This is a genomic window from Variovorax sp. OAS795, assembly GCF_040546685.1.
In the GTDB taxonomy this organism is placed as follows: domain Bacteria; phylum Pseudomonadota; class Gammaproteobacteria; order Burkholderiales; family Burkholderiaceae_C; genus Variovorax.
The window spans coordinates 686,128-708,817 of record NZ_JBEPOH010000002.1 but is presented as its reverse complement, the minus strand read 5'-3'; the positions used below and the strand labels follow the sequence as shown (position 1 = coordinate 708,817).

The 22,690-nt window shown below is 68.1% G+C and carries 19 protein-coding genes; 16 read left to right on the top strand and 3 right to left on the bottom strand.

Annotated features, from left to right (window positions below; all coding sequences use genetic code 11):
- The first annotated feature begins 165 nt into the window (after window positions 1–165).
- A complete protein-coding gene (locus tag ABID97_RS28940; RefSeq protein WP_354402931.1) occupies window positions 166–474 on the top strand; it encodes a UBP-type zinc finger domain-containing protein in 309 nt (102 codons plus the stop codon).
- A gap of 81 nt (window positions 475–555) precedes the next feature.
- On the opposite strand, the gene ABID97_RS28935 is transcribed toward ABID97_RS28940, so the two are convergent.
- Window positions 556–1,932 carry a replication initiation protein gene (locus tag ABID97_RS28935; RefSeq protein WP_354402930.1) on the bottom strand — a complete coding sequence of 459 codons (1,377 nt, stop codon included), beginning with the start codon at window positions 1,930–1,932 and terminating at the stop codon, window positions 556–558.
- 606 nt (window positions 1,933–2,538) lie between these two features.
- Here ABID97_RS28935 and ABID97_RS28930 point away from each other — a divergent pair.
- The 5 genes from ABID97_RS28930 (at window position 2,539) to ABID97_RS28910 (ending at window position 8,025) form a co-directional block, all read left to right on the top strand.
- Window positions 2,539–3,696, top strand: coding sequence for an AAA family ATPase (locus tag ABID97_RS28930; RefSeq protein WP_354402929.1), 1,158 nt, complete (start codon window positions 2,539–2,541; stop codon window positions 3,694–3,696).
- 255 nt (window positions 3,697–3,951) lie between these two features.
- Window positions 3,952–5,034: a ParB/RepB/Spo0J family partition protein gene (locus ABID97_RS28925; protein ID WP_354402928.1), complete on the top strand. Its 1,083-nt coding sequence runs from the start codon at window positions 3,952–3,954 to the stop codon at window positions 5,032–5,034.
- A 256-nt stretch (window positions 5,035–5,290) separates the two neighbouring features.
- Window positions 5,291–5,521 (top strand): hypothetical protein, encoded by a 231-nt coding sequence (locus ABID97_RS28920; protein ID WP_354402927.1) that lies wholly within the window; start codon window positions 5,291–5,293, stop codon window positions 5,519–5,521.
- Between the two features lie 357 nt (window positions 5,522–5,878).
- Window positions 5,879–6,139 carry a hypothetical protein gene (locus tag ABID97_RS28915; protein ID WP_354402926.1) on the top strand — a complete coding sequence of 87 codons (261 nt, stop codon included), beginning with the start codon at window positions 5,879–5,881 and terminating at the stop codon, window positions 6,137–6,139.
- The gene (locus ABID97_RS28910; RefSeq protein ID WP_354402925.1) at window positions 6,136–8,025 is read left to right on the top strand and encodes a site-specific integrase; all 1,890 of its coding nucleotides are present in this window, start codon (window positions 6,136–6,138) and stop codon (window positions 8,023–8,025) included. Before ABID97_RS28915 ends, ABID97_RS28910 begins: the two co-directional genes overlap by 4 nt.
- 112 nt (window positions 8,026–8,137) lie before the next feature.
- On the opposite strand, the gene ABID97_RS28905 is transcribed toward ABID97_RS28910, so the two are convergent.
- Window positions 8,138–9,049 (bottom strand): LysR substrate-binding domain-containing protein, encoded by a 912-nt coding sequence (locus ABID97_RS28905; RefSeq protein WP_354402924.1) that lies wholly within the window; start codon window positions 9,047–9,049, stop codon window positions 8,138–8,140.
- Between the two features lie 126 nt (window positions 9,050–9,175).
- Here ABID97_RS28905 and ABID97_RS28900 point away from each other — a divergent pair, with 126 nt between their 5' ends.
- From ABID97_RS28900 to ABID97_RS28855, 10 genes are all read left to right on the top strand, one after another.
- Window positions 9,176–10,333: a CaiB/BaiF CoA transferase family protein gene (locus ABID97_RS28900; RefSeq protein WP_354402923.1), complete on the top strand. Its 1,158-nt coding sequence runs from the start codon at window positions 9,176–9,178 to the stop codon at window positions 10,331–10,333.
- A 44-nt stretch (window positions 10,334–10,377) separates the two neighbouring features.
- The gene (locus tag ABID97_RS28895; RefSeq protein ID WP_354402922.1) at window positions 10,378–11,295 is read left to right on the top strand and encodes a dioxygenase family protein; all 918 of its coding nucleotides are present in this window, start codon (window positions 10,378–10,380) and stop codon (window positions 11,293–11,295) included.
- An 18-nt stretch (window positions 11,296–11,313) separates the two neighbouring features.
- Window positions 11,314–12,120 (top strand): citryl-CoA lyase, encoded by an 807-nt coding sequence (locus ABID97_RS28890; protein WP_354402921.1) that lies wholly within the window; start codon window positions 11,314–11,316, stop codon window positions 12,118–12,120.
- The gene (locus tag ABID97_RS28885) at window positions 12,117–13,088 is read left to right on the top strand and encodes a Bug family tripartite tricarboxylate transporter substrate binding protein (protein WP_354402920.1); all 972 of its coding nucleotides are present in this window, start codon (window positions 12,117–12,119) and stop codon (window positions 13,086–13,088) included. Before ABID97_RS28890 ends, ABID97_RS28885 begins: the two co-directional genes overlap by 4 nt.
- A gap of 106 nt (window positions 13,089–13,194) precedes the next feature.
- A complete protein-coding gene (locus ABID97_RS28880) occupies window positions 13,195–14,175 on the top strand; it encodes a Bug family tripartite tricarboxylate transporter substrate binding protein (protein ID WP_354402919.1) in 981 nt (326 codons plus the stop codon).
- 80 nt (window positions 14,176–14,255) lie between these two features.
- The gene (locus ABID97_RS28875) at window positions 14,256–14,930 is read left to right on the top strand and encodes a response regulator (protein WP_354402918.1); all 675 of its coding nucleotides are present in this window, start codon (window positions 14,256–14,258) and stop codon (window positions 14,928–14,930) included.
- A complete protein-coding gene (locus ABID97_RS28870) occupies window positions 14,917–16,311 on the top strand; it encodes a sensor histidine kinase (RefSeq protein WP_354402917.1) in 1,395 nt (464 codons plus the stop codon). Before ABID97_RS28875 ends, ABID97_RS28870 begins: the two co-directional genes overlap by 14 nt.
- A gap of 134 nt (window positions 16,312–16,445) precedes the next feature.
- Entirely contained in the window at window positions 16,446–17,156 is a 711-nt protein-coding gene (locus ABID97_RS28865) for a TerC family protein (protein ID WP_354402916.1), read from the top strand.
- 10 nt (window positions 17,157–17,166) lie between these two features.
- A complete protein-coding gene (locus tag ABID97_RS28860; protein WP_354402915.1) occupies window positions 17,167–17,601 on the top strand; it encodes a universal stress protein in 435 nt (144 codons plus the stop codon).
- Window positions 17,602–17,836: 235 nt separating this feature from the next.
- Window positions 17,837–20,824 carry a PAS domain-containing protein gene (locus tag ABID97_RS28855; RefSeq protein ID WP_354402914.1) on the top strand — a complete coding sequence of 996 codons (2,988 nt, stop codon included), beginning with the start codon at window positions 17,837–17,839 and terminating at the stop codon, window positions 20,822–20,824.
- A gap of 33 nt (window positions 20,825–20,857) precedes the next feature.
- Here the strand turns inward: ABID97_RS28855 and ABID97_RS28850 are convergent, their stop codons facing one another.
- Window positions 20,858–22,615, bottom strand: coding sequence for a chloride channel protein (locus ABID97_RS28850; protein WP_354402913.1), 1,758 nt, complete (start codon window positions 22,613–22,615; stop codon window positions 20,858–20,860).
- Window positions 22,616–22,690: the final 75 nt, after the last annotated feature.

Below are 22,690 nucleotides of genomic sequence, written 5' to 3'. Positions count from 1 at the left end.
GTGGAATTCCGGACGAACGAATGCTCTTTCGCAGAGCTGATCGCTGTCTGACGCGGCGCTAAGGGGAACTACGTACCGCGCGAGGAGTGACGGATTCAATGCCATCGCCGGCCAGGGCGGCTGCCGGCGATCGCATCTCGTCCCGATGAACGCTAAGCTTTGCGCATGAGCAAGCACTGCACCCACACCGAAGCCGTCCACCATGTCACGCCCAGCGCGCTCGGCTGCGAGGAATGCCTGAAGTCAGGCAGCCCCTGGGTGCACCTGCGGCTGTGCAGGACCTGCGGTCACGTCGGCTGCTGCGACGACTCGCCCAACCGCCATGCGCGCGCGCATTTCCACGCCACGGGCCATCCGGTCATCGAGGGCTACGATCCGCCCGAGGGCTGGGGCTGGTGTTTCGTCGACCGCGTAGCACTCGACCTGGGCGATGACACGACGCCGCAGAACGGACCGATTCCGCGTTTCGTCTGAAAGGCGGGGCATCGGCTTGTGGACACGGCGCCATCCCGATGCCGGATTGGCGATGAGTAATCGCCAACTTACCTGAAGAAATCAGATTCCGGCGACGCCGCGCTGCAGCGCGAAGTCCAGCAGCACCCGGTCGGTCGGCTCTTCCGGCCAGGTGTCCTGCGCAACCCAGCGGTAGAAGGTGGTGGCCGCCACCCGGCTCGCCGGACCGTCGCGGCGCCAGGCGCGCGCAATGGGTGCCGCCATCTGGTCGAGCCGCTCGGCCTCGAAGCGCGTGCGCACCTCTGCCTGCATGGCCTGCGGCATCTCGGCAAAGACCGCCCTCGCCTGCCCCATGCGGTCGTTCTCCCAGAGTTCGCGGATGCGCCGCAGGCGATCGGCTTCCGACAGCGGTGCCACCGGCGGCGCGAGCGCCGGGGGCTGCCCCTGGGTGCCGGGCGCGGGCTCCATGGCGGTCACGCCTGCATAGCCCTTCTTCAGTGCGTCCTTGAAGTAGGCGGCCGGCGACTTGAGCCCCGGCATGGCGGCGTTGCGCAGCCGCTGGTCCACGTGATCGAGCGTGGCCCGGATCTGCCCTTCGTCCGTCGTGGCGTAGAGGTCCTGGGCCTCGTCCTGCTTGAGACCCAGTGCGATCAGGCGCCCGACCAGCTCCAGGTCGAACACGTTGCGGTTCGCCGCGCTGATGTCGCCCAGGCGCTGCTGGACCTTGGGAACGACCCGGAACTGGATCTCCTCGATCTTCCGGCCGCGCTTGTGCTCGATCAGCTCGAGCCCGAAGTCCTCGCACAGGGCGTCGATCTCGGCCAGCGCCTTGCTGATGACGTCGCGCTTGAGAAAACGGTAGTCGACTTCCTTGATGTCGCTGCGGCCGGTCAGCACCGCGGCCCACCAGACCACGTCCTCGCGCATCGACAGGCGGCCGGGCGACGTCAGGTAGCGCGCGCCGATTTCGTACAGCACGGCGGCGGAGTAGCTGCGCATCTGGCTGCTCATCTCGAGCAGGACGCGGGTGTATTGGTGCGGCTTGACCAGCCGCTCCTTGATCTCGTCGGGATAGCGCCAGGTCACGATGCAGGGTCGTCCCCTGCCCTGCTCCTCGATCGTGACAGTGCCCAGCAACTGCGACGACACCCATCGCTTGAGGGAGCTGCTGCTGGTCGACCACTCGATGGTCGTGGCCTGCATGTCGCGCAGGTGGGATTTCAGCAGTTCGGTGTTGTTCGAGTTGAAGCGGGCGTCACCGATCAGTTCGCTCAGCGTCAGCTTGTAGACCGGTTCGTCGACGCCCTGGCGCTGTGAGTGGTAGAGCAGCGCGTTGTAGATCCGCCGCGAGAGCAAGGTGAGACGGCCGCGCTTGGGGCGGATCGCAATGGCCTCGTTGGCCTTGGCGACGGTCTGCTCGTCGGCAGTGGGCGCTTGCCGGGGCGGAGACCGCGAATGCGAATTTTCTTCCTCGTCCATGGTCTGCTGCGGCAATAAGGTGGTTTCACATCATGCCTTTGCATTGTGATTCAGTCAATTCACATTAGCCGCGCAACGGTGCCTTGGTATGTTTGCAGATAAACACTTGGGGGATTGAAGAATTGAGGTTGCGTTTTCCCTTGTGGTGACAAGTACTTAGGCCTAGCGTTGTGAGATCGGTTGGGATTGAATGTGAGATCGGTTGGGGTTTGATGTGAGCCTCGATGGGAAACGTAAGCCACAGTTGTGAGTCCGGATGGGTTCCAATGTGAGTGGATATGGGCTGCCGTACCCCACCGGACCCGCAAACGGCCCCAAAGTGAGCGATGTTCCCGGCCGACGAGGTGCCGGAGGCGCCCTGCCCCCGCCTGCGGTCGCATATCCAATCGCTTGGGGAGGGATCCAGGGGCTTGGTCCCCAATGCTTCTCACAATACTTCGCGGCATCGAGCGCGGCCTGTCGGTAAAACTTGTCCATTCGACAGATTCTCATAGAATTGCCGGATTCTGTCGAATAAGGCCATGAAAAATGTCAGTTCCCGTGCCGCCGGTCAGTGGAAACCTGGTTTCCACGGAGCTCCAGGTTCCACCTCGCCAAACCATCAACATGCAAAAGATCGCCGCGCTTGCCACGCGAGCGGGCTCGATGGTGGAACAGATCCGCGGCATGTTGCTGGCGCCTGAAGCCCGCAAGATCCCGCCCACCTACTCCACCGCCCAGCTGTCGGCGCTTTGCGGCGTCGACAAGGCCCATGTTGCCTACCGCATCACCAAGGAGGATCTGCCGGCCGGCCGGCTGACGCCCTCGGGCGGAAAGCGAACCTTCGAACTCGATGAACTGCGCCGCTGGACCCGGACCTACCGCGCTGAAAAGATGCGCCCGCCGGGCCGCAAGGCCATCACCATCGCGGTCGGCAACTTCAAGGGCGGCGTCGCAAAGACGACCACGGCGATGGTGCTCGCGCAGGGGCTCAGCCTTCGGGGCCATCGGGTGCTGGCCATCGACACCGATCCGCAGGGTTCCCTGACCACGCTGCACGGCCTGCTGCCGGAAGCCGAGGTCACGGAGGACATGACGATCGGGCCGCTGTGCGACGGCAGCGAGAACGATATCCGCTATGCGATCCGTTCGACCTACTGGGACGGCATTGACCTCGTCGCGGCGGCGCCCTTTCTCTTCTCGGCTGAATTCGCCCTCCCCGCCCGGCAGATGCAGCAGCCTGGCGCCAAGTTCTGGGACGTGCTGAATGAAGGCCTGGCATCGGTGCGGGACCTGTACGACGTGATCGTGATCGACACGCCGCCTTCCCTCTCGTACGTGACGATCAATGCGCTCTGGGCGGCCAACGGCATCGTGGTGCCGGTGCCGCCTTCGGGCCTCGACTTTGCCTCGTCGGCGCAGTTCTGGTCGCTCTTGGCTGACCTGGGCGGCAACCTCGACGGCCAGAGCAAGGACCGCGAAGGGAAGGCCTTTGACTTCCTGCACGTTCTGCTGAGCCGGGTGGATGCGGCAGATCCGGCGATGCCCGCCGTGCGGCAGTGGATCCAGGCGACCTATGGCGAATACACGCTGCCGGTCGAGATCCCGAAGACCAGTGTGACCAGCAACAAGGCCGCCGAATTTGCCACGGTCTACGATGTCCAGAAGTACGAGGGCGCCGCCAAGACCTACAAGCGGGCCGTCGATGCGTACGACTCGTTCGTGGAGCTGGTCGAGCAGTCGGTGATCGGCGCCTGGAACGCGCAAGGGAGGGCAGCGCAATGAGCATCGCTCCGACCCACGTCTGCAATCCCCGGGGTGGAAACCTGGTTTCCACGCGGCCGTTCCTTCTGTATGTTTCCGCGGAATCGCCACAGTCGGTGGGGCGGGTGGAAACCTGGTTTCCACGGCAATCGGGCCCGGACTCCGCAGCCGCCAAGACAGCGCCGCGTAGTCCGCGAAAGGGCGCCAGCCGCCTCGGTGGCATGTCCCGTTCTTCGACCTCGAGCACTGCGCACGCCGCGCCAAGGAGTGTCCATCATGGCTAGCACCCGCAAGAGGCTGGAAGCGTTGACCGCCGGCCTGATGCTTCCCGAAGCCGCAAGGGATCCGGTCGCGGCGGAGCCCGCCCCGGCCACGCCGGCAGCAGTGCCGCCATCGGCCGTGAACGCCATGGAAACCAGGTTTCCACCGGCCGTCGGCGGGAGCCTGGCGCCCCGCACGGGGCCGGGGCAGATGATGGCCTTCAGGGGCCAGATCCAACAGGTCGAGGGCGAGATGGCGGCGCTGCGCGAAAAGCTCGCCCAGTACGAAGGCTCGCTTCCGACGCGCAAGATGGACCCCAAGACCATCCGACCGAGCCGGTGGGCCAACCGCCACGATGCCTCGTTCTCCAGCAGCGCCTTTGCCGGGCTGAAGGCCGACATCGAGCACGCGGGCGGCAACGTGCAGCCCATCCTGGTGCGGGCGGTCAAGGAGGAGCCCGGCCAGTACGAGATCGTCTTCGGGCACCGCCGGCACCGCGCTGCGATGGAGCTCGGCATCCCGGTGCTCGCGTCCATCTGGGTCGACGAACTCGGCGATGCGGCGCTCTTCGCCGCCATGGACCGGGAGAATCGCGAACGCGCGGACCTGTCCAACTACGAGCAGGGCCTGATGTACCAGCGGGCCCTGGAGGAGCAGCTGTTCCCGACGCAGCGCCAGTTGGCCGAGGCGCTGGGCGTGAGCCACACCTGGGTGCGCAAGGCGCTCATGGTTGCGCAGCTGCCGCCGGCCGTGGTCGAGTGCTTCCGCAGTCCGCTCGAAATCAGCTTCCGGCATGCCGAGCAGATCAATGCCGCCATGGAAAAGGACCGGCGCGGTGTCCTGAAGCGGGTAGAGCGGCTGCGCGGCCACAGTCTTGCGCCCGCGATGGTGGTGGCCCGGCTGCTGGACGCCAAGCCCGGCTTCGAGCGATCTGAAAAGCTCGATATCGTGTCAGGGGGCCAGAAGCTCGGCACGCTGGTCCGCGCCAAGAGCGGCGAGATCACGATCGTCCTCAGCCCCGAGGCAGCGACCGACGCGAGCCCGGAGGCACTGGAAGCCGGCATCGCAGAGGCGCTTCGCAAGGCACGGACCCTGTGACACCGGGCGCCCAGGGGAGGCGCCCGGGCTAATGTGAGAGCCGTTGGGATTCTTCGGGCCGGGCCCAACCCAGGGCGGCAGTGCCCGAGGTGACGCCTGTCATGCTGACTTATGCGGGCGCCCAGCGTGGCAGTTCGGCGGAGGAGGGGAGGGCGGTGTCCAGGGATGAAAGCATCCGCGCCACAAGACCCAGGCTCGCAGGCACGCCGTTTGCCCCGCAACCGGCATGCATATAGGCCCTCTCTACGAACAGGCAGTGGAACTGACGCCCAACGCTGCCCGGATCGCGGCGCTGCTTCTTGTGGCTGACGACACCATCCCGGAACCTCTGCGGCGCTCGCTCGGGATTGCGCTCTCGGCTGCCGGGGAAGCGGGGGAAGCGCCAGGGCGATGGAAACCCGACGACCCGGACACCGCGGCCGCACGCGCGTTCGTCGAGGCGTGTGTGGAAGTGGCCCGGCGACTGGCCATTGGTGATGCGCGATGAGAGACTTCGGGGACGCCGGGGCGGGGGCTGAAAACCCGGCCATGCAGGTAGGCTGCTCCAGCCCCCGCGTGACCTGGTCCGCACCCCAAGGGCCCGAGCACTGCCTTGAATCGGCACCTGCCGGCGCTCTGGACACCTACGTCCAGGGCGATAAAATCGTTGAAAATCAACAACTTAGACGCGACACCTTAAGCAAGTGCGATATTGCAACACAAAATGTGTATTGATGATTACTTCAGTTATCATCAAGCAATTCATGACACCAACCCTCGCTCCCGCTCCAAGCACGCAGCCTTCCCACGCTGTTCTCCAGGCCGCCTCGTTCAGCCGATCGAACGGCGCCTAGGGCTGGAAGACATGGCTGCCATCCCCACACCTTCCCAGCTGGCCCCCCTCGACGACGAGGAGCTCGCGCAGCTTGCCGTGAGCTGGCGCGCACAGGCGGGGCGCGGCGACCGCGAGGCGTTCGGGATCGCGCACGCGCTCGAGGTCGAGCAGCGCCGCCGCACGCGCGAGAGCCAGTTGCAGCAACTGCCGCCGGAGCAACCGCCTTTGCCGCGGCCGTGGTGGAAGTTCTGGCAATCGGGCGACGACCGGAATCCGACATCGGCTTCATGAAGACCGGCACCGCCCGCAAGCTGCACCGGGGACACTTCGCATTCATGCGAGCGCTGGCCCAGGGCCTGGACGAAAGGGCCAGCTGGGACCGGTACCTGCGCCTCGAAGGCGAGCACACCGACCTTCGCACCGTGCGCCGGACCATCGCGTGGATTCGCGACGAGTTCGCAGCCGCGGCACGGCGCGAGCGCAGGCCCGGCACTGCCCGGCTGATCCTGCTCGACGCGGACCGATTTCCAGCGGCGCCCGCGCTGCCGAGCCTTGCCGAGTTCGCTGCGGCAGAGGGCCTGGAGGATTTCTCCGAAACCGAGCAGATCGAAGCCTACGAGGCAGCTTTTCCCGCCGCGGGCAGGGGAGGGCAGGGCGCGCGGCCCTCACGTCGGGCGCAGATCATCGAGCGCCAGCTCGAAGCGTTGCGCTGGCTCGAGAACCTCGTCGCGCAGGACCCTCGTCCGGGCGACAGCGTATCGGCGTGGCTGAATCCTTCGGTGTCGGCCCGGCTCGAAGGCGCCGGCGTGCCGACGCTCTCGGCGCTGGTCGACCGGGTCAACGGCATCGGCGCGCGCTGGTGGGTGCATGTGCCCGGCGTGGGCGAGCTCAAGGCCGCGCGCATCCTCGACTGGCTGTGCGCCAACCAGCAGGCACTGGGCTTGCGCATCGGTCCCCATGCCCTGAAGCCCAGGGCGCAGCTCGCGCCGCTGGCGCTCGCCGCGGTGGTGCCGACCGGCACCGCGCTCGTGCCCTACGAGAAGTTCGTCCTACCCGCCGAGCTCGACGGCAGCACCGGCACCAACCGTGCCCCGCGCGGGCACTGCCTGCTGATGGCGGCCAACGACCACGAGGCCATCGGCGCATGGCTCAGCGCCAAGCGCCCCGGCGATGCGAACGGCGAGCTGTCGGCCACCCAGCGTTCGTACCGCAAGGAGGCGGAGCGCCTGCTCCTCTGGGCCGTCCTTGAGCGGCGCAAGGCACTGTCGTCGCTCACCGCGCTGGACGCCGTCGATTACCGCGACTTCCTGCTCGAGCCGCCCGCGGGCTGGTGTGGTGCACGCCATCACCAGCGCTGGTCGCCGTTGTGGCGGCCGATGGAAGGGCCGCTCGCGCCATCGGCGCTGCGCCAGGCCATTGCCATCTTGCGAAGCCTCTGCGCGTTTCTCGTGAACCAGAACTACCTGGTCTCCAATCCGTTCTCGACGCTCGCGCCGCCATCGAGCCTGCAGCAGCCGCTCGATTCGCGCCGTGCGCTGAGCTTTGCGCAATGGGACCACGTCGATGCGCTGCTCCAGGCGCATGCCGACACCGAGGCCCGCCGCCGCCTGCGCCGCGGCATGCGCTGGCTCTATGCAACCGGACTGCGGCTGGCCGAAATCACGGGCGCGAAGTGCGAGGATCTGGAACAGGTCGAACACCGCACGGGCGATGGCTGGCAGCTGGCCGTGTCCGGCAAGGGCGGGCGCATCCGGCATGTGCCCGTGCCGTCCGCGCTCGTGGCCGAACTCGAGGACGAGCTCGCGCGGCACGGCTTCGAGCGGCAGGTCGGCGCCGTGAGCAACCGTGGCATCCATGTGCTCGCACGCTTCGACACGGCGTCCCGGCGCCCCGCCGCCTGGTCCGCTTCGGGTCTCTACCAGGCCATCAAGGCTTTCGTGGCGCAGGCCGCCGCGAGCCTCGAGTGCGCAGAGGCGGCGGATCAACTGAAGAAAGCAAGCACTCACTGGCTACGCCACTCGCACGGCGCCCACGCGCTGCAGGGCCGCCAGGGGCAGGTGCCCGTGCCGATCCAGGTGGTGCAGAACAACCTTGGCCATGCCTCGGTGGGAACGACGGCCATGTACCTCACCACCGATCGCACGCCGTTGCTGGGGCCGGCGCGCTCCCCCAGTTGAAGGACCAGGGACCCCGGAACCATGCCGGAACGCGCTAGCAGCTAGCGCGTTTGCAGGCTCGCGAGATATGTCGCCGCGGCATGGCCGGACGCTGCGCCGCCCGGGTTGCGCGTCAGCGCGCCGGCCGCGCCGCCACTTGCAGGCTGCTGCGCAGCGCGAGCTTGCGCACGATGGTCGAGAACGCCCGCGTGGCCGCGGCATCGCGCGCCACCGGCGACCACAGCATGCCGGGCGTGCGCACGGGCGTCGGGCTTTCGAGCCGGACCACGACCAGCCCCGAGAGGGCCGTCACCACGTTCGCCGCCATGATGGACGCGAGCTGCGTCTTGGCCACCAGGTCCATCATCGGCGCCAGCGTATTGATCTCGGCCACCACATGCGGCTGCGCACCGCAGGAGCGAAAGCATTCGTCGAGCATCTGGCGCGTGGCAAAGCTCGCCGGCAGCAGCACCATCGGCAGCCGGTGCAGCTCCACCATGCGCACGCGCTTGCGCCGTGCGAGCGGATGCTTCTTCGCTACCACCAGCACCATCTCCTCGTTGTAAAGCGGCTCGAACTGCAGCGGCCCCGGCGCGGCCGGCCGGTAGGCGATGCCCAGGTCCAGCGTGCCCTGCTGCAGCCGCGCGGCGATCTGGTCGGCCGAGAGCTCCTCGACCACCACCTTCACGCGCGGGTGCCTTGCATGGAAGCTCGCAATGCAATCCGGGATGAAGCCCAGGTTGAAGGTGTGCGTGGAGCCGACGCGCAATTCGCCTGCCACCTCCGAGCTCTCCTGCCGCAGCGCGCCCAACCCGAGGTCGATCTCGTGCAGGGCCTTGGTGCAGTAGTGCAGGAACTCGTCGCCCGCCTCGGTCAGGCTCACGCGCTTGCCGACGCGGTCGAACAGCGCAATGCCGATCTCTTCCTCCAGCTGCTTGATCTGGTGCGACAGCGTCGACTGCGTCACATGCAGGCGCTCCGCCGCGCGCGTGAAGTTGAGCGAGCCCGACAGGGCGATGAAGTAGCGCAGGTGCCGGAGTTCCATGGCGTTCCTTGGGACCGATGATCGATGGCATCGATGCTAACGATGAAAAACAATCATTTTCAGGATTCGCGGGCCGCACCTACAGTTTCTCCAGCCCCCGAACAACAACCCCAGGAGACCTCCCCGGTGCAAAAAGTCCTCAGCGGCATCAAGGTGCTCGAACAAGGCACGTTCATCACCGGCCCGGCCGCGGGCATGTTCCTCGCGGACCTGGGCGCCGAGGTGGTCAAGCTCGAACAGCCCGGCGCAGGCGATCCGTTCCGTGCCTTTCGCGGCGGCCTCTACAGCCCGCACTTCCAGACCTACAACCGGAACAAGCGCAGCATCACGCTGAACTCGAAGCTGCCCGAGGACGCGGCGGTGTTCGACGAACTCGTCAAGGACGCCGACGTCTACATCCAGAACTTCCGCCCCGGTGCGGCGGAGCGGCTCGGTGCCGGCGAGGCGCGGCTGCGCGGCCTCAATCCGCGGCTCGTGTATTGCGCGATCAGCGGCTTCGGCCAGACCGGCCCTGCGGCCGCACGGCCGGCCTACGACACGGTGGCGCAGGCCGCGAGCGGCTTTCTCAAGCTGCTGGTGAACCCGGCCAACCCGCGCGTGGTGGGCCCGGCGCTCGCCGACGCCATGACGGGCTTCTATGCCGCCTACGGCGTGCTCGGCGCACTGGTCGAACGCGGCCGCACCGGCCAGGGCCGCGCGGTCGAGGTGTCGATGCTCGAGGCCATGTGCCACTTCAACCTCGACGCGTTCACCCACCTCTTTTCCGAGAGCGAGGTCATGGGGCCGTTCAGCCGCCCGAGCGTGTCGCAGTCCTATGTGCTGGAGTGCGCGGACGGGCTGTGGATCGCGCTGCACATGTCCTCACCCGAAAAGTTCTGGCAGGGGCTCGCCAACGCGATCGAGCGGCCGCGGCTTTTCGCGGACCCGCGCTTCGCCTCGCGCGAGGCGCGCATCGCGCACCAGGAAGACCTGATCGCGCTGCTCGGCGGCCTGTTCCGCCAGCACAGCCGCGCCGCATGGTGCGCGCGTCTCGAGGCGGAAGACGTGCCGCATGCCCCGATGTACGACACCCGCGAGGCAATGGAAGACCCGCAGGCGCGCCACCTGCAGCTGCAGGTGAGCGCACCGCATCCCGAAGGCGGCGAGTGGCACACGATCCGCTCCCCCGTGAGCTTCGACGGCGAGCGTCCGCTGGAAGTCAGCGCGCCGCCCCTGCTCGGCGCCGACAACGCGGCCATCGTCGCGCCCATCCGCCAGCGCCTGGGGCAGCGAGCCACCGCGTAGCGGCCCGCGCCCAGCCATTCGACAAGAAACAGGAGACAAGCACCATGACCCCATCGAACGAAAGCGAGCTGACGCAGACCGTGCTGCAGAGCCTGGAGGGCGCGCGCGATGCGCGCTTTGCCGAGGTCATGCAGTCGCTGATCACGCACCTGCATGCCTTCATCCGCGAGGTGGACCTCACGCCCGCGGAGTGGATGCAGGGCATCGAGTTCTTGACCGCCACCGGCCAGACCTGCACCGACAAGCGCCAGGAGTTCATCCTGCTGTCCGACACGCTGGGTGCGTCGATGATGGTGGTGATCCTCGACCAGCTGCGGGCCGCGGCGGGCAAGCGCGGCCGCGCGGGCGCCGAGGCCACGCAGGCCACCGAGATCACCGAAGCCACGCACGCCACGGTGCAGGGCCCTTTCTACTGGGAGGGCGCGCCCGACCTGCCGCTCGGCGCCGACGTGGCGCAGGGCGCGCGCGGCGAGCCGACCTTCTACAGCGGCCGCATCACCGACACCGAGGGCCGGCCGCTCGCGGGCGCGCTGCTCGACATCTGGTCGGGCGACGGCGAGGGCGTGTACGACATGCAGGTCGAAGGCGCGAGCATGGCGGCGCGCGGACGCATCCGCACCGACAGCGAAGGCCGCTACTGGTTCTGGTCGATCCGGCCGAGCTTCTATCCGATCCCGACCGACGGCCCGGTGGGGCGCATGCTGGAAGCCATGGGCCGGCATCCCAACCGCCCCGGCCACATCCACATGATGGTCTCGGCGCCGGGCCATGTGCCCGTGACCACGCACCTCTTCGTGGCCGGCAGCCCGTACATCGAGTCCGATGCCGTGTTCGGCGTGCGTCCGAGGCTCATCGTCGACTTCGAATCGCATCCCGCGGGCCGCGCGCCCGACGGCCGGACGCTGGAGACCCCGTACTGGTCCGCGCACTACGACTTCCGCCTCGAACCCCGGCACGCCTGAACGCCTGAAAGACGCCCCATGAAAATCGGAAAATCCACCGTCCCGAGCACCGCCATCTGCACCTCGGACGAACACACCATCGTCGTGCGCGGACAGGACCTGTGCCAGGAGCTCATCGGCCACCTGTCCTTCACGGATTATTTTTTCCTGCTGCTCACCGGCCGCCGCCCCGATGCGGCCTGCAGCGCGGTGCTAGACGCCACGCTGGTCGCCATCGCCGAGCACGGCCTGGTGCCGAGCGTGCAGGCCAGCCGCATGACCTTCGCGGCGGCGCCCGATGCGCTGCAGGGCGCAGTGGCGGCGGGCATCCTGGGCTGCGGCTCGGTCATCCTCGGCGCGTCCGAAACCGCCGGCCGCCTGTTCATGGACGTGGCGGCGCGCGTCGACGCGGGCACCAGTCTGCACGACGCGGCCACGGCGGCCATCACCGAACTGAAGGCCGCGCGCGCGCCGATCCCGGGCTACGGCCATCCGCTGCACAAGTCGCGCGATCCACGGGTCGAGCGCCTGATCGACGTGGCCGCGCAGGCGGGCGCCGACCTGCGCTACGTGCGCATCGCGCAGGCGCTGGAAGAGGTGATTCCGGGCATCGTCGGCAAGGCGCTGCGCATGAATGTCTCGGCGGCGATCCCGGCGGTGCTGCTGGGCGTCGGATTTCCTGTCGCGTCGCTGCGCGGCGTGCCCATCCTCGCGCGCACGGCCGGCCTGATCGCCCACCTGGCGGAAGAGGCCGAGACGCCGAGCGGCTTCGCGCTGTCCTACCAGGCCACGCGCGAACTGCGCTACGACGGCAGCGTGCCCGCGGGCTTCGGAGCGGATTCATGAAGCGCCGCGCATGGCTGGCCGCCGCGGGCCTGGCCGCGGCAACGCCCTGGACGGCCGCCGCATGGGCCCAGGCCCAGGCCGGCGACAGCCGGCCCATCAAGCTGGTCGTGCCGTTCGCAGCCGGCACCACGACCGACATCGTGGCGCGCGTGCTGGCCGACGCGCTGGGCCGGCAGCTCTCGCAGCCCGTGATCGTCGACAACAAGCCCGGTGCGGGCGGCGCCATTGGCAGCGAGCTGGCCGCGCGCTCGGGCGCCGACGGACACACCGTGCTGCTCGGCACCGTGGGCACGCATGCGATCAACGCCTCGCTCTACAAGCGGCTGTCCTACCAGCCGCTGCGGGACTTCGTGCCGCTCGGGTTCATCGGCGCCACGCCGACGCTGCTGGTGGTGCCGGCCGCGGCGCCATGGAAAAGCGTGGCCGACCTGCGGGGCGCCAGCGGCAAATCGGTGAGCTTTGCCTCGGCAGGCAACGGCACCTCGGGCCACCTGGCGGGCGAGACGCTGAACCTGCGGCTCGGCAAGGACTTCGTGCACGTGCCGTACCGCGACGGCGCACAGGCGCTCACCGAAGTGATGGCGGGCAATGTGCAGTTCATGTTCTATCACCCGGCCGCCGTGCTGCCGCAGATCCGCGCCGGCAAGCTGCGCGCGCTTGGCGTGTCGAGCGCGAAGCGAAGCCTTGCCGCACCCGAGATTCCCACGCTCGCGGAGCAGGGCATCGCCAACTTCGACCTGGTGGCCTGGTTCATGTTGTATGCGCCGGCCGACATGCCCGCCGCGCAGCGCGATCGCCTGCGCGACGCCACGCAGGCGGTGCTCGCACAGTCCGCGGTGCGCGACAAGCTCGCGGCCCAGGGCATCGAGCCGATGCCGATGGCAGCGGCCGAGATGGTGGCGTTCGGCACGGCCGAGATCGCGAAGTGGGGCGAGGCGGTGCGGCGCTCGGGCGCACAGGTCGACTAAGAAGTAGAGAAGAAAAGAAGAGAAGAAGAGCGAATCGCCCGGCCACATCGGGCGGCAAGCGGAATGTTCAAAAAAACGGGCACGGCGTTGCCCAAGGAGACAAGAAATGCGTTCGACAACCCTCAAGAAGATGCTCGGCCTGGTGCTGGGCCTTGCCGCCGGATTGGCATCGACACTGTCCATGGCGCAGACCGCGGAATGGCCGAGCAAGCCGATCAGGATCGTGGTCGGGTTTGCGCCCGGCACGCCGCCCGACATCTTCGCTCGCATGTACGGCGACTATGCGAGCCGCAAGCTCGGCGTGCCGGTGCTCATCGACAACAAGCCCGGCACCGCGGGCAACCTCGCGTCCGACACGGTGGCCAAGGCGCCGGCCGACGGCTACACCTTTCTCTACAACCTCTCCACGGCATTCACGATCAACCCGTACATCTACAGCAAGCTGCCGTTCGACCCGGACAAGGACCTGGTGCCCGTCGCCACGACGATGCGCCAGGGCCTCGTGCTGATCGCGAATGCCAAGTTCCCGGCCAAGACCATCAAGGAGCTCGTGGCCGCGGCCAAGGAGAAGCCCGGCGTCTACTCGCATGCCTCCTACGGCGCGGGGAGCCCGTCGCAGCTGATCGTCGAATCGCTCAAGGACGAGGTCGGCATCACCATGCTGCACGTGCCGTACCGCGCGAGCCCGATCGCCGACCTGGTGGGCGGACAGGTCGATACGCTGATGGAGCCCATCGCCACGGGCTATCCGCTCATCAGCAGCGGGCGCGTGCAGGCGCTGGCCTATTCGGGGCCCACGCGCCATCCCGCCTTGCCCGACGTGCCCACGCTGTCCGAGGTGATGCCGGGCTTTTCGATGATGTCGTGGCACGGGATCTGGGCGCCCGCGAACACGCCCGCCGCGGTGCTCGAGCGGTTCAATGCGGTGTTCGTCGAGGCCAGCAAGGACCCGGACCTCGCCAAGCGCATCAAGGACCTCAACAGCGAGCCGCTGGGCGTCTCGCGCACAGAAATGACCGCCATGGTGCGCCGCGATGCCGAGATCTACAGCCGTGTCGTGAAGGCCCGCAACATCCGCGTGGACTGACATTAGCCCGCGCCGGATCGGCGCCGCCCTCGAAGCATTGCGGTTAGCATATTCCGCTGCACAAGGGCGGGTGCCAACCAATGCGGATATTGCTTGTAGAAGACGACAAGGTACTGGCGGACGCGCTCTCGCGTGCGCTGGTGCAGTCCGCGCACGCCGTGGACATCGTCTCCACCGGCGAAGAGGCCGACCATGCGCTCGCCCTGGGCATCTACGACCTCGCGATTCTCGACATCGGCCTGCCCAAGCTCAGCGGCCTCGATGTGCTTCGCCGGCTGCGCGCGCGCAAGTCGACCCTGCCGGTGCTGATGCTGACCGCCTTCGACACCCTGCAGGACCGCGTGCGCGGGCTCGACCTGGGGGCCGACGACTACCTGGCCAAGCCCTTCGACCTGCCGGAGCTCGAAGCGCGCGTGCGCGCGCTGCTGCGCCGCAGCACCAACTCCACGCCGTTTCTCGAACACGGCCGACTGCGCTTCGACACCGTGGGCCGCCGCGTGTACTACGACAAGAAGCCGCTGGACCTGTCGCCGCGAGAGCTCGCCGTGCTCGAGCTGCTGATGATGCGCGAGGGCAGGGTGGTGGGCAAGGAGCAGATGGTCAACCATCTCTACGGCTGGGGCGACGAGGTCGGCGAGAACGCGATCGAGGTCAATGTCTACCGGCTGCGCAAGAAGCTGGAGCCGCTGGGATGCGAGATCCGCACCGTGCGCGGCATGGGCTACCTGATGGACCGCAGCGATGCGGAAACCTGAGCCGAGGCTGCGGCGCAAGCTGCTGGCCTGGCTGCTCGGACCGCTGGTGGTGCTGCTGGTGCTGGACACCGGCGCGGCCTACTGGAACTCGCTGCGTTTTTCCGACCTGGCCTACGACCGCGCGCTGTACGAGATCGGGCGCGAGATCGTGCTGCACGTGAAGCTCGAGGGCAGCCGGCCGCGGCTCGATCTTTCCGAGGCCGCGAGCAACATCCTGCTGCTGGACCAGGAAGACCTGCTCTTCTACCGCGTGGTCGCCGAGGACGGCACCATGCTGGGCGGCGATGCCGAAATGCCGCCGCCGCAGCGCGCCGCGCCAGCGGGCACGCCGCGCGTGTACCGCGATACCGTGCGCGGCCAGCCGGTGCGCATGCTGGTGGCCTGGATGCCGGTCGGCGCCGTTGCCGCGACGCCGAAGGTCATGGTCCAGGTCGCCGAGACGCTGCACAAGCGCACGCGCCTGGCCTGGGAGATGGTCGCCAACGTGGTGGTGCCTCAGCTGCTCCTGATCGTGATGGCCACGGCGGTGGTCTGGTTCGGCGTCTCGCGCGGGCTGGAGCCGCTCAAGCGCCTGCGGCGCGCGGTGTCGGACCGCTCGCACCTGGACCTGAGCCCGATCGACATGCACGACGTTCCGGGCGAAGTTCGGCCGCTGGTGGACGAGGTCAACGAGCTGATGGCGCGCCTCGGGCGGACCTTCGACTTTCAAAGCCGCTTCGTGGCGGATGCCGCCCATCAGTTGAAGACACCGGTCAGCGGCCTGAAGGCGCAGATCGAGCTGGCCCTGCGCGAGAACGATCCGGAGCGCGTGCGCCACTCGCTCGCGCAGCTCTATATCAGCGCCGACCGGCTCTCGCGGCTGGTGCGGCAGCTGCTCTCGCTGGCCCGCAACGAGCCCGGCGCGCTCGATGCCATGCAGCTGCAGCCGCTCGACCTGAACGCCTACGCGCTCGAAGTGAGCATGGACTGGGTGCCGCAGGCGCTCAAGCGCGACATCGACCTCGGCTTCGAAGGCGTCGAGCATCCGCTGGTGATCAACGCCGACCGCGACCGCCTGCGCGAGCTGATCAACAACCTGATCGACAACGCCATCCGCTACAGCCAGCCGAGCGGCCGCGTGACGGTGCGGGTGAGCCAGAGCGAAGGCGACCACTGCCGCCTGGCCATCAGCGACGACGGCCCGAGCGTGCCGGTGGAGGAGCGCGCGCGCATCTTCGAGCGCTTTCACCGGCTGCTGGGCACGCAGGAGGACGGCAGCGGCCTGGGACTTGCCATCGTCAGCGAGATCGCGACGCTGCACGGCGCGCGCATCACGCTGGAGGAAGACATCGACGGCGTGGGCAACACCTTCAGCGTCTTCTTCCCGCTGCGGCCCGCCTGAACCGCCGGCTGTAAGCTGGCTGACAGCTGGCAGACAAGTGGCTGACAGCCTGGCGGCAGAAAGGTGACAGCGCAGGCCCGTAGCCTCGGACAAGACGGAACCAGTCTGGTCCCGCGCCACTTCGAGGAGACACCATGTCGTTTTTGACCAGTCCGGATTTCTGGATTGCCCTGTCGCAGATCATCCTGATCAACATCGTCCTGAGCGGCGACAACGCCGTCGTCATCGCGATGGCCTCGCGCTCGCTGCCGCCCGCGCAGCAGAAGAAGGCGATCCTGTTCGGCAGCATGGGTGCCATCGTGCTGCGCGTGGTCCTGACGTTCTTTGCCGTCTACCTGCTGACGCTGCCCTATCTCAAGCTGGTGGGCGCCGCACTGTTGTTCTGGATCGGCATCGGCCTGCTCAAGGGCGAAGACGGCGAAGAGAATCTCGAGGGCCATTCGAGCCTGGCCGCGGCCATCAAGACCATCGTGGTCGCCGACCTGGTCATGAGCCTGGACAACGTGGTGGGCGTTGCGGCCGCTGCCAAGGGCAACGTGCCGCTGCTGGTGTTCGGCCTCGTGATCAGCATTCCGCTCATCATCTTCGGCAGCACCCTGATTCTCAAGCTCATGGACCGCTTCCCCATCATCATCACGCTCGGTGCCGCACTGCTCGGCTGGGTCGCCGGCGAGATGGCGATGTCGGATCCGTCGATCGCCGGATGGGCCGCCGACCAGCATGCGCTGCACAAGATCGTTCCCGCGGTCTGCGCCATCGCCGTGGTGGTGATCGGCAAGTGGCTGACCAGCCGCCGCAAGCGCGAGCCGGAGCCGGAACCGAAACCCGCCAACCAGTCCGTCTGAAGGTGCCGGCGTGAGACGGCGCATTCTGGTCCCCATCGACCCGACCGAGCCGGCCCGCACGCGCTCCGCCATCGAGCAGGTGGTGCGCATCTGCCGGCAGGAGCCGGCGGCCGTGCGGCTGTTGCGTGTGCAGCCCGTGGTCTCCGGCCACGTCGCCATGTTCTTCGACCCGCAGGAGCTGCGCGAGCTGCAGCAAAGCGCGGGTGCCGAGGAACTTCAGTTCGCGCAGAACCTGCTCGCGATGTCGGGCGTGTCATGCAGCAGCACCGTCGTGATCGGGCGCAGCGCCGAGGCCATCGTTGCCGCCGCGCGCGACTACGGCTGCGACCGCATCGTCTTCGGCCGCGACGAACCCAGCCTCGCGGGGCGGATCTTCGGCTCGCTGGCGCAGCAGGTGCGCCAACTGCTGGACGCGAACGGCGACCTCCAGGTCATCGGCTCCTGACTTCTGCACCGGCTTCGGCCGGTGCCGCATTCCGTCGTCTGGCGGCGGGCACGCACCGGCGAATGCATTCGTACTAGCAAAGGCGCATCCGAACGATGGCGCCTTTTCTTTTGCCTCCTCGCTGGAGCCGAGCGGCCGCGACCCGTTGCTATCATCGAAAAATGCAGTCCAGACCCCCCGCCGTGCCAGCGAAGGAAACCTCGTGCGGCTCAAGCTGAGAACGAAGACAGCGCTCTTGATCACCGCGCTTGTGCTGGCCCTGGTCGGTGCCACCGGATGGTGGCAGTACAGGAGCCTCTCCAGCGAATACGTCAACCTGATGCGCGAGCAGCAGCAGGCATTGACCGAAGGCGCCGCGGCGGACCTGGACTACAAGCTGGGCGTCCATCTGGCCGCGCTCGCGCATGCGGCACGAGAGCTCGGCGAGCAGGGCGTTTCCGATCCCGCGGCGCAGCAGCGCTTCCTGGCGGACAAGGAACTGCGCACGATGTTCGACAACGCCGCGCTGGCCACGCTGGACGGCGCCATCGTCGCCATCGCGCCGCCGACGGCCCAGCCTCCGAACATTGCCGACCGCGACTACTTCAAGCGCGTGCGCGACCTGCGCCAGCCCGCCATCTCGGCGCCCCTGCTCACCAAGGGCGGCCAGCAGCCGGCCGTGGTCATGGCCGTTCCGGTCGAGACACCCGACGGGCGCCTCGCCGGCGTGCTCGGTGCGGCGCTGAACCTGCAGCGGGCCAACGTGCTCGGCGACCTGAGCCGCGCCACCGTCGGCCGCGGCGGCTACTACGAAATCGTGACGCGCGGCGAGTCGCCCCGGATCGTCATGCATCCCGACGCGAAGCTGCTGCTCAAGCCGGCCGGCGCGGCCGCGGTCGCCTTCGATGGCGATACCGGGAACGACCTGGCGACCCACGCCACGGTGCGCAGCGCCGACTGGGACCTGCGCCTGATCGTGCCGGCCCGCGCCGCCTATGCGCCGCTCGAACAGGCCCGCCGAAACCTGCTGCTTCAGCTGCTGTGGCTGGGCCTGGGCTGCGCGCTGCTGGTGTGGCTCGGCACGGCCTGGGTCATGCGCCCGCTGGAATCGCTGAGCAACGCCATCCGGACCTTGCGCCATTCGCCCGACAGCGAGGTGAAGCTCGATGTCGTTGCCAACGACGAGCGCGGCGACCTGGCGCGCGAATTCGATGCGCTGATGGCCGAGCTGCGCGAGCAGCGGCTCGAAGTGGCGGCGGTCACCGATGCATCGCCGGTCGGATTGTTCCGCTGCGACAGCAGCGGCTGCATGACCTATGTGAACGACGAGTACCTGGCCATCCACGGACTCGCGCGCGAAGACGCGCAAGAGGGATGGCTCACGCTCGTGCGCGAGGAAATCCGCGAGAAGGTCCGACAGGATTGGATACGCCTCGTCAATGCGGAAGAGCCGCTGAACGCCACGCGCCGGCTCCACCGCAAGGACGGCACCCAGGTGCTGGTGGCGCTGCGAAGCCGGCCCGTGATCGCCGAAGGCCGCGTCCAGGGCCATGTCGGCACGGTGACAGACATCACCGAACGCACCCGCGCGGAGCGCGCGCTTCGCACGCTCACGGCCGTCTTCGACATGACCACCGACTACATCGTCCAGCTCGATGCGGCGGGCCGGGTCCTCTACATGAATCCTGCCGCGCGCCGCCGCACGGGCATCGATGCCGAGGCCCCGGTCGAGCAGCTGAGCGTGGCCGACTTCAATCCGCCCAGGACCATCGAGCGCTTCCGCTCCGAGGTGGTGCCCACGGCCATGGCCACCGGCGTGTGGGTCGGCGAGTCGATGGTGTGGGATGCCAGGCGCGAGGAGTTTCCGGTCAGCCACATGGTGATCGCGCACCGGGACAAGCATGGCAAGGTGGAGTATTTCTCGGGACTGATGCGCGACATCTCGGCCGCGAAGGCCGCGGAGCAGGCGCTGCGCGACAGCGAACAGCGCCTGCGCATGGTGACGGACCATCTGCCGGCGCTCATCTCCTACCTGGATCGGGACCTGCGCTTTCGCTTCGTCAACAAGGCCTACCAGGACTGGTTCGGCACCGTGCCCGAACGGCTGCTCGGCCGCAGCCTGCAGGAGTTCTACGGCGACGAGGCGTGGGCGCAGATGGAGCCGTACATCCGCGCGGCGCTGGGCGGGCGGCAGGTCACCTACGAACGGCGGGTGACGGGCCCCGGCGGGCGCCGCGACATCCAGGCCACGCTGGTCCCGGAGCGCAACGAACGGGGCGAGGTGATGGGCCTCTACACGCTGGACAGCGACATCACAGCGCACCACGAGGCGGAAGAGGCGCTGCAGGAAAGCGAGGCCCGCCTGCGCACCGTGGCCGACGCGCTGCCGATGCGCGTGGCCTACATCGATGCGGACGAGCGCTATCGCTTCAACAACCTGGCCTACGAGCGCGAGTTCGGGCTCTCCCGCGACCAGATCCAGGGACATACCGTGCATGAGCTGCTGGGCGATCCCGCCTACGAGAGCGTGAAGCCGCACATCCGCGCCGCGCTGGCCGGCGAGGTGGTCACCTTCCAGAGCGAAGTGAGCCAGAGCGACAGCTACAACTGCTACGAAGCCCAGTACATCCCCCAGTCCGCGGCCAATGCCGAGACCATCGTCGGCTTCCATGCGGTGATCACCGACATCACGCGCCAGAAGCTCGAGGAGAAGCGCCTGGTGAACCTGGCGCAGATCGATCCCCTCACGGGGCTGGCCAACCGCGCCGGCTTCGAGGCGCGCCTGGCCGAAGCCATGGACCGCAGCCGCAGTGCGGGGGCGCTGATGGCGCTGATGTACCTGGACATCGACGGCTTCAAGCAGATCAACGACCAGTTCGGCCACCAGACCGGCGACGAACTGCTGAAGGCCTTCTCGAACCGGCTGTCGCAAGGGCTGCGCTCCAGCGACGTGCGCGCGCGCCTGGGCGGTGACGAATTCACGGTCATCATGGAAGGCCTGCCCCACGCCGACATCGCGGTCTCGGCCGCCACCAAGCTCGTCATCGCCATGCAGGCGCCCTTCGGCACCGAGCAGCGAACCATCGACGTCACCGCGAGCATCGGCCTGGCGTTCTACCAGGGCGGCACCGCGACGGCCGCCGCGCTGGTCAGGCAGGCGGACGAGATGCTCTACAGGGCCAAGCGTTCCGGCCGCAACAACGTGCAGGCGGCGGCCCTGCCGATCGACAGCGGCCTGACCTGATGCTTGCGGGCACGGCCGGCGGCCGCAAGGAAGTCAGGCTTGCCAGGGCATGCCCCGCATCCGCTCGCGCTTTTCCTCCTCGTCGAAGTGCGCGAGCGAAGGTTCGATGAGGTCGCTGCGCGCCACGATGCCGACCAGCGCGAGCGACTGCGCGTCCTTCACGACCGGGAGTCGCTCGAGCCGATGGCGTGCCAGTCGCGTCGCCACGGCGCGGCAGTTCTCGCCCGGCAGCGCAAAGAAAAGCGGTGTGTCGGCACACGCGTCGCCCACGGTGGCAATCGGGTCCCATGTGCCGCGCGCGGCCAGCGCCGCGCGGTCGGCCACGCCGATCACGGCGCCGTTGCGCACCACCGGGAACGCGCGGTGGACCTGGCGGTCGCCGAAATATTCGAACAGCGCCTGCGCCACCGGCAAGCCCGCGTCGATGCTGCGCACCTCGCGCGTCATGACTTCCTCCACGGCGTGCCGCTCGAGCGGATCGACGCCGTATTCGCGGTAGATGTGGTAGCCGCGGCGTGCGATCTTCTCGGTGAGTATCGAGCGGCGCATCGTCAGCACCGTGAAGCCGTAGGCCACGGCCGACGTGGCCAGAAGCGGCAGCAGCGCGTTGCTGTCGTGGGTGAGGCCGAACGCGAAGATGGTGGCGGTGAGCGGCGCGCGCATCACGCCGCCCAGCGTGGCGGCCATGCATACCAGTGGCCACAGCAGCGGATCGTTGCCCGGCAGCACATGCGACAGCACCGCGCCCAGGCCCGCACCCATCATCATGAGCGGCGCGAGCACGCCGCCCGAGGTGCCGGAGCCCAGCGAAACGACCCAGATCACCGCCTTTACCGCCAGCAGCGCCGCCACCACCCCGAGTGCGAGGTGGTTGTTCAGCAGGTCGCCGATCACGTCGTAGCCCACGCCCAGCGCACGCGGCTCGAAGTAGCCCCCGATGCCCACCGCCAGGCCACCGATCGCGGGCCACCACATCCAGTGCAGCGGCAGCTTGCCGAACAGGTCCTCGACCTTGTAGAGAGAAAGCGAAAGGCATGCCGACAACACACCGCATGCCAACCCCGCCGCCAGGCACGAGAGCATCGCGAGCGGTCCCGGCACGGCGGTCTGCAACGGGAACAGCGGCCCCGGGTCCATGAGCAGCGGGCGAATGAAGCCCGCGACCGCGCAGGCCACGGCCACCGGCAGCAGGCTGCGCGGCCTGAGCTCGAACAACAGCAACTCGACGGCCAGCAGCACGGCGGCCACCGGCGTGCCGAACACGGCCGTCATGCCGGCCGTGGCGCCGGCCACCAGCAACGCCTTGCGCTCGGCAGCGGTGAGGTGGAAGTGCTGCGCGATCAGCGAGCCGATGGCGCCGCCTGTCATGATGATCGGCCCCTCGGCGCCGAACGGCCCGCCGCTGCCGATCACGATGCCGGATGACAGCGGCTTGAGAAGCGCCACCTTTGCCGACATCCTGCTCTTTCCGAACAGGATCGCTTCGATGGCTTCGGGGATGCCGTGGCCCCGGATCTTGTCCGAGCCGTAGCGTGCGACCAGCCCGACGATGAGCCCGCCGATCACCGGCACGGCGATCACCCAGGCGCCCAGCGTGTTCGCGGCCGGCGAACGATCAGCCAGCGACAAGGCCTGGAAGAAGAACAGGTTGGTGAAGAAACGGATCAGGTCGAGCAGCACACGCGCGGCGATGGTGCTGAAGGCGCCGATGACCACGGCCATGGCCGCGATGCGCAGCATGCGCGCATTGAGCGCGAAATCGCCGCGGGGAGGGTGGGAGGCTGGGGTCATGGCGGTCCGGGAGCGGCCCGTGAATATATCACGCCATGATATATACAGGCCCGGGCCCGGGCCCGATGCCGGCAT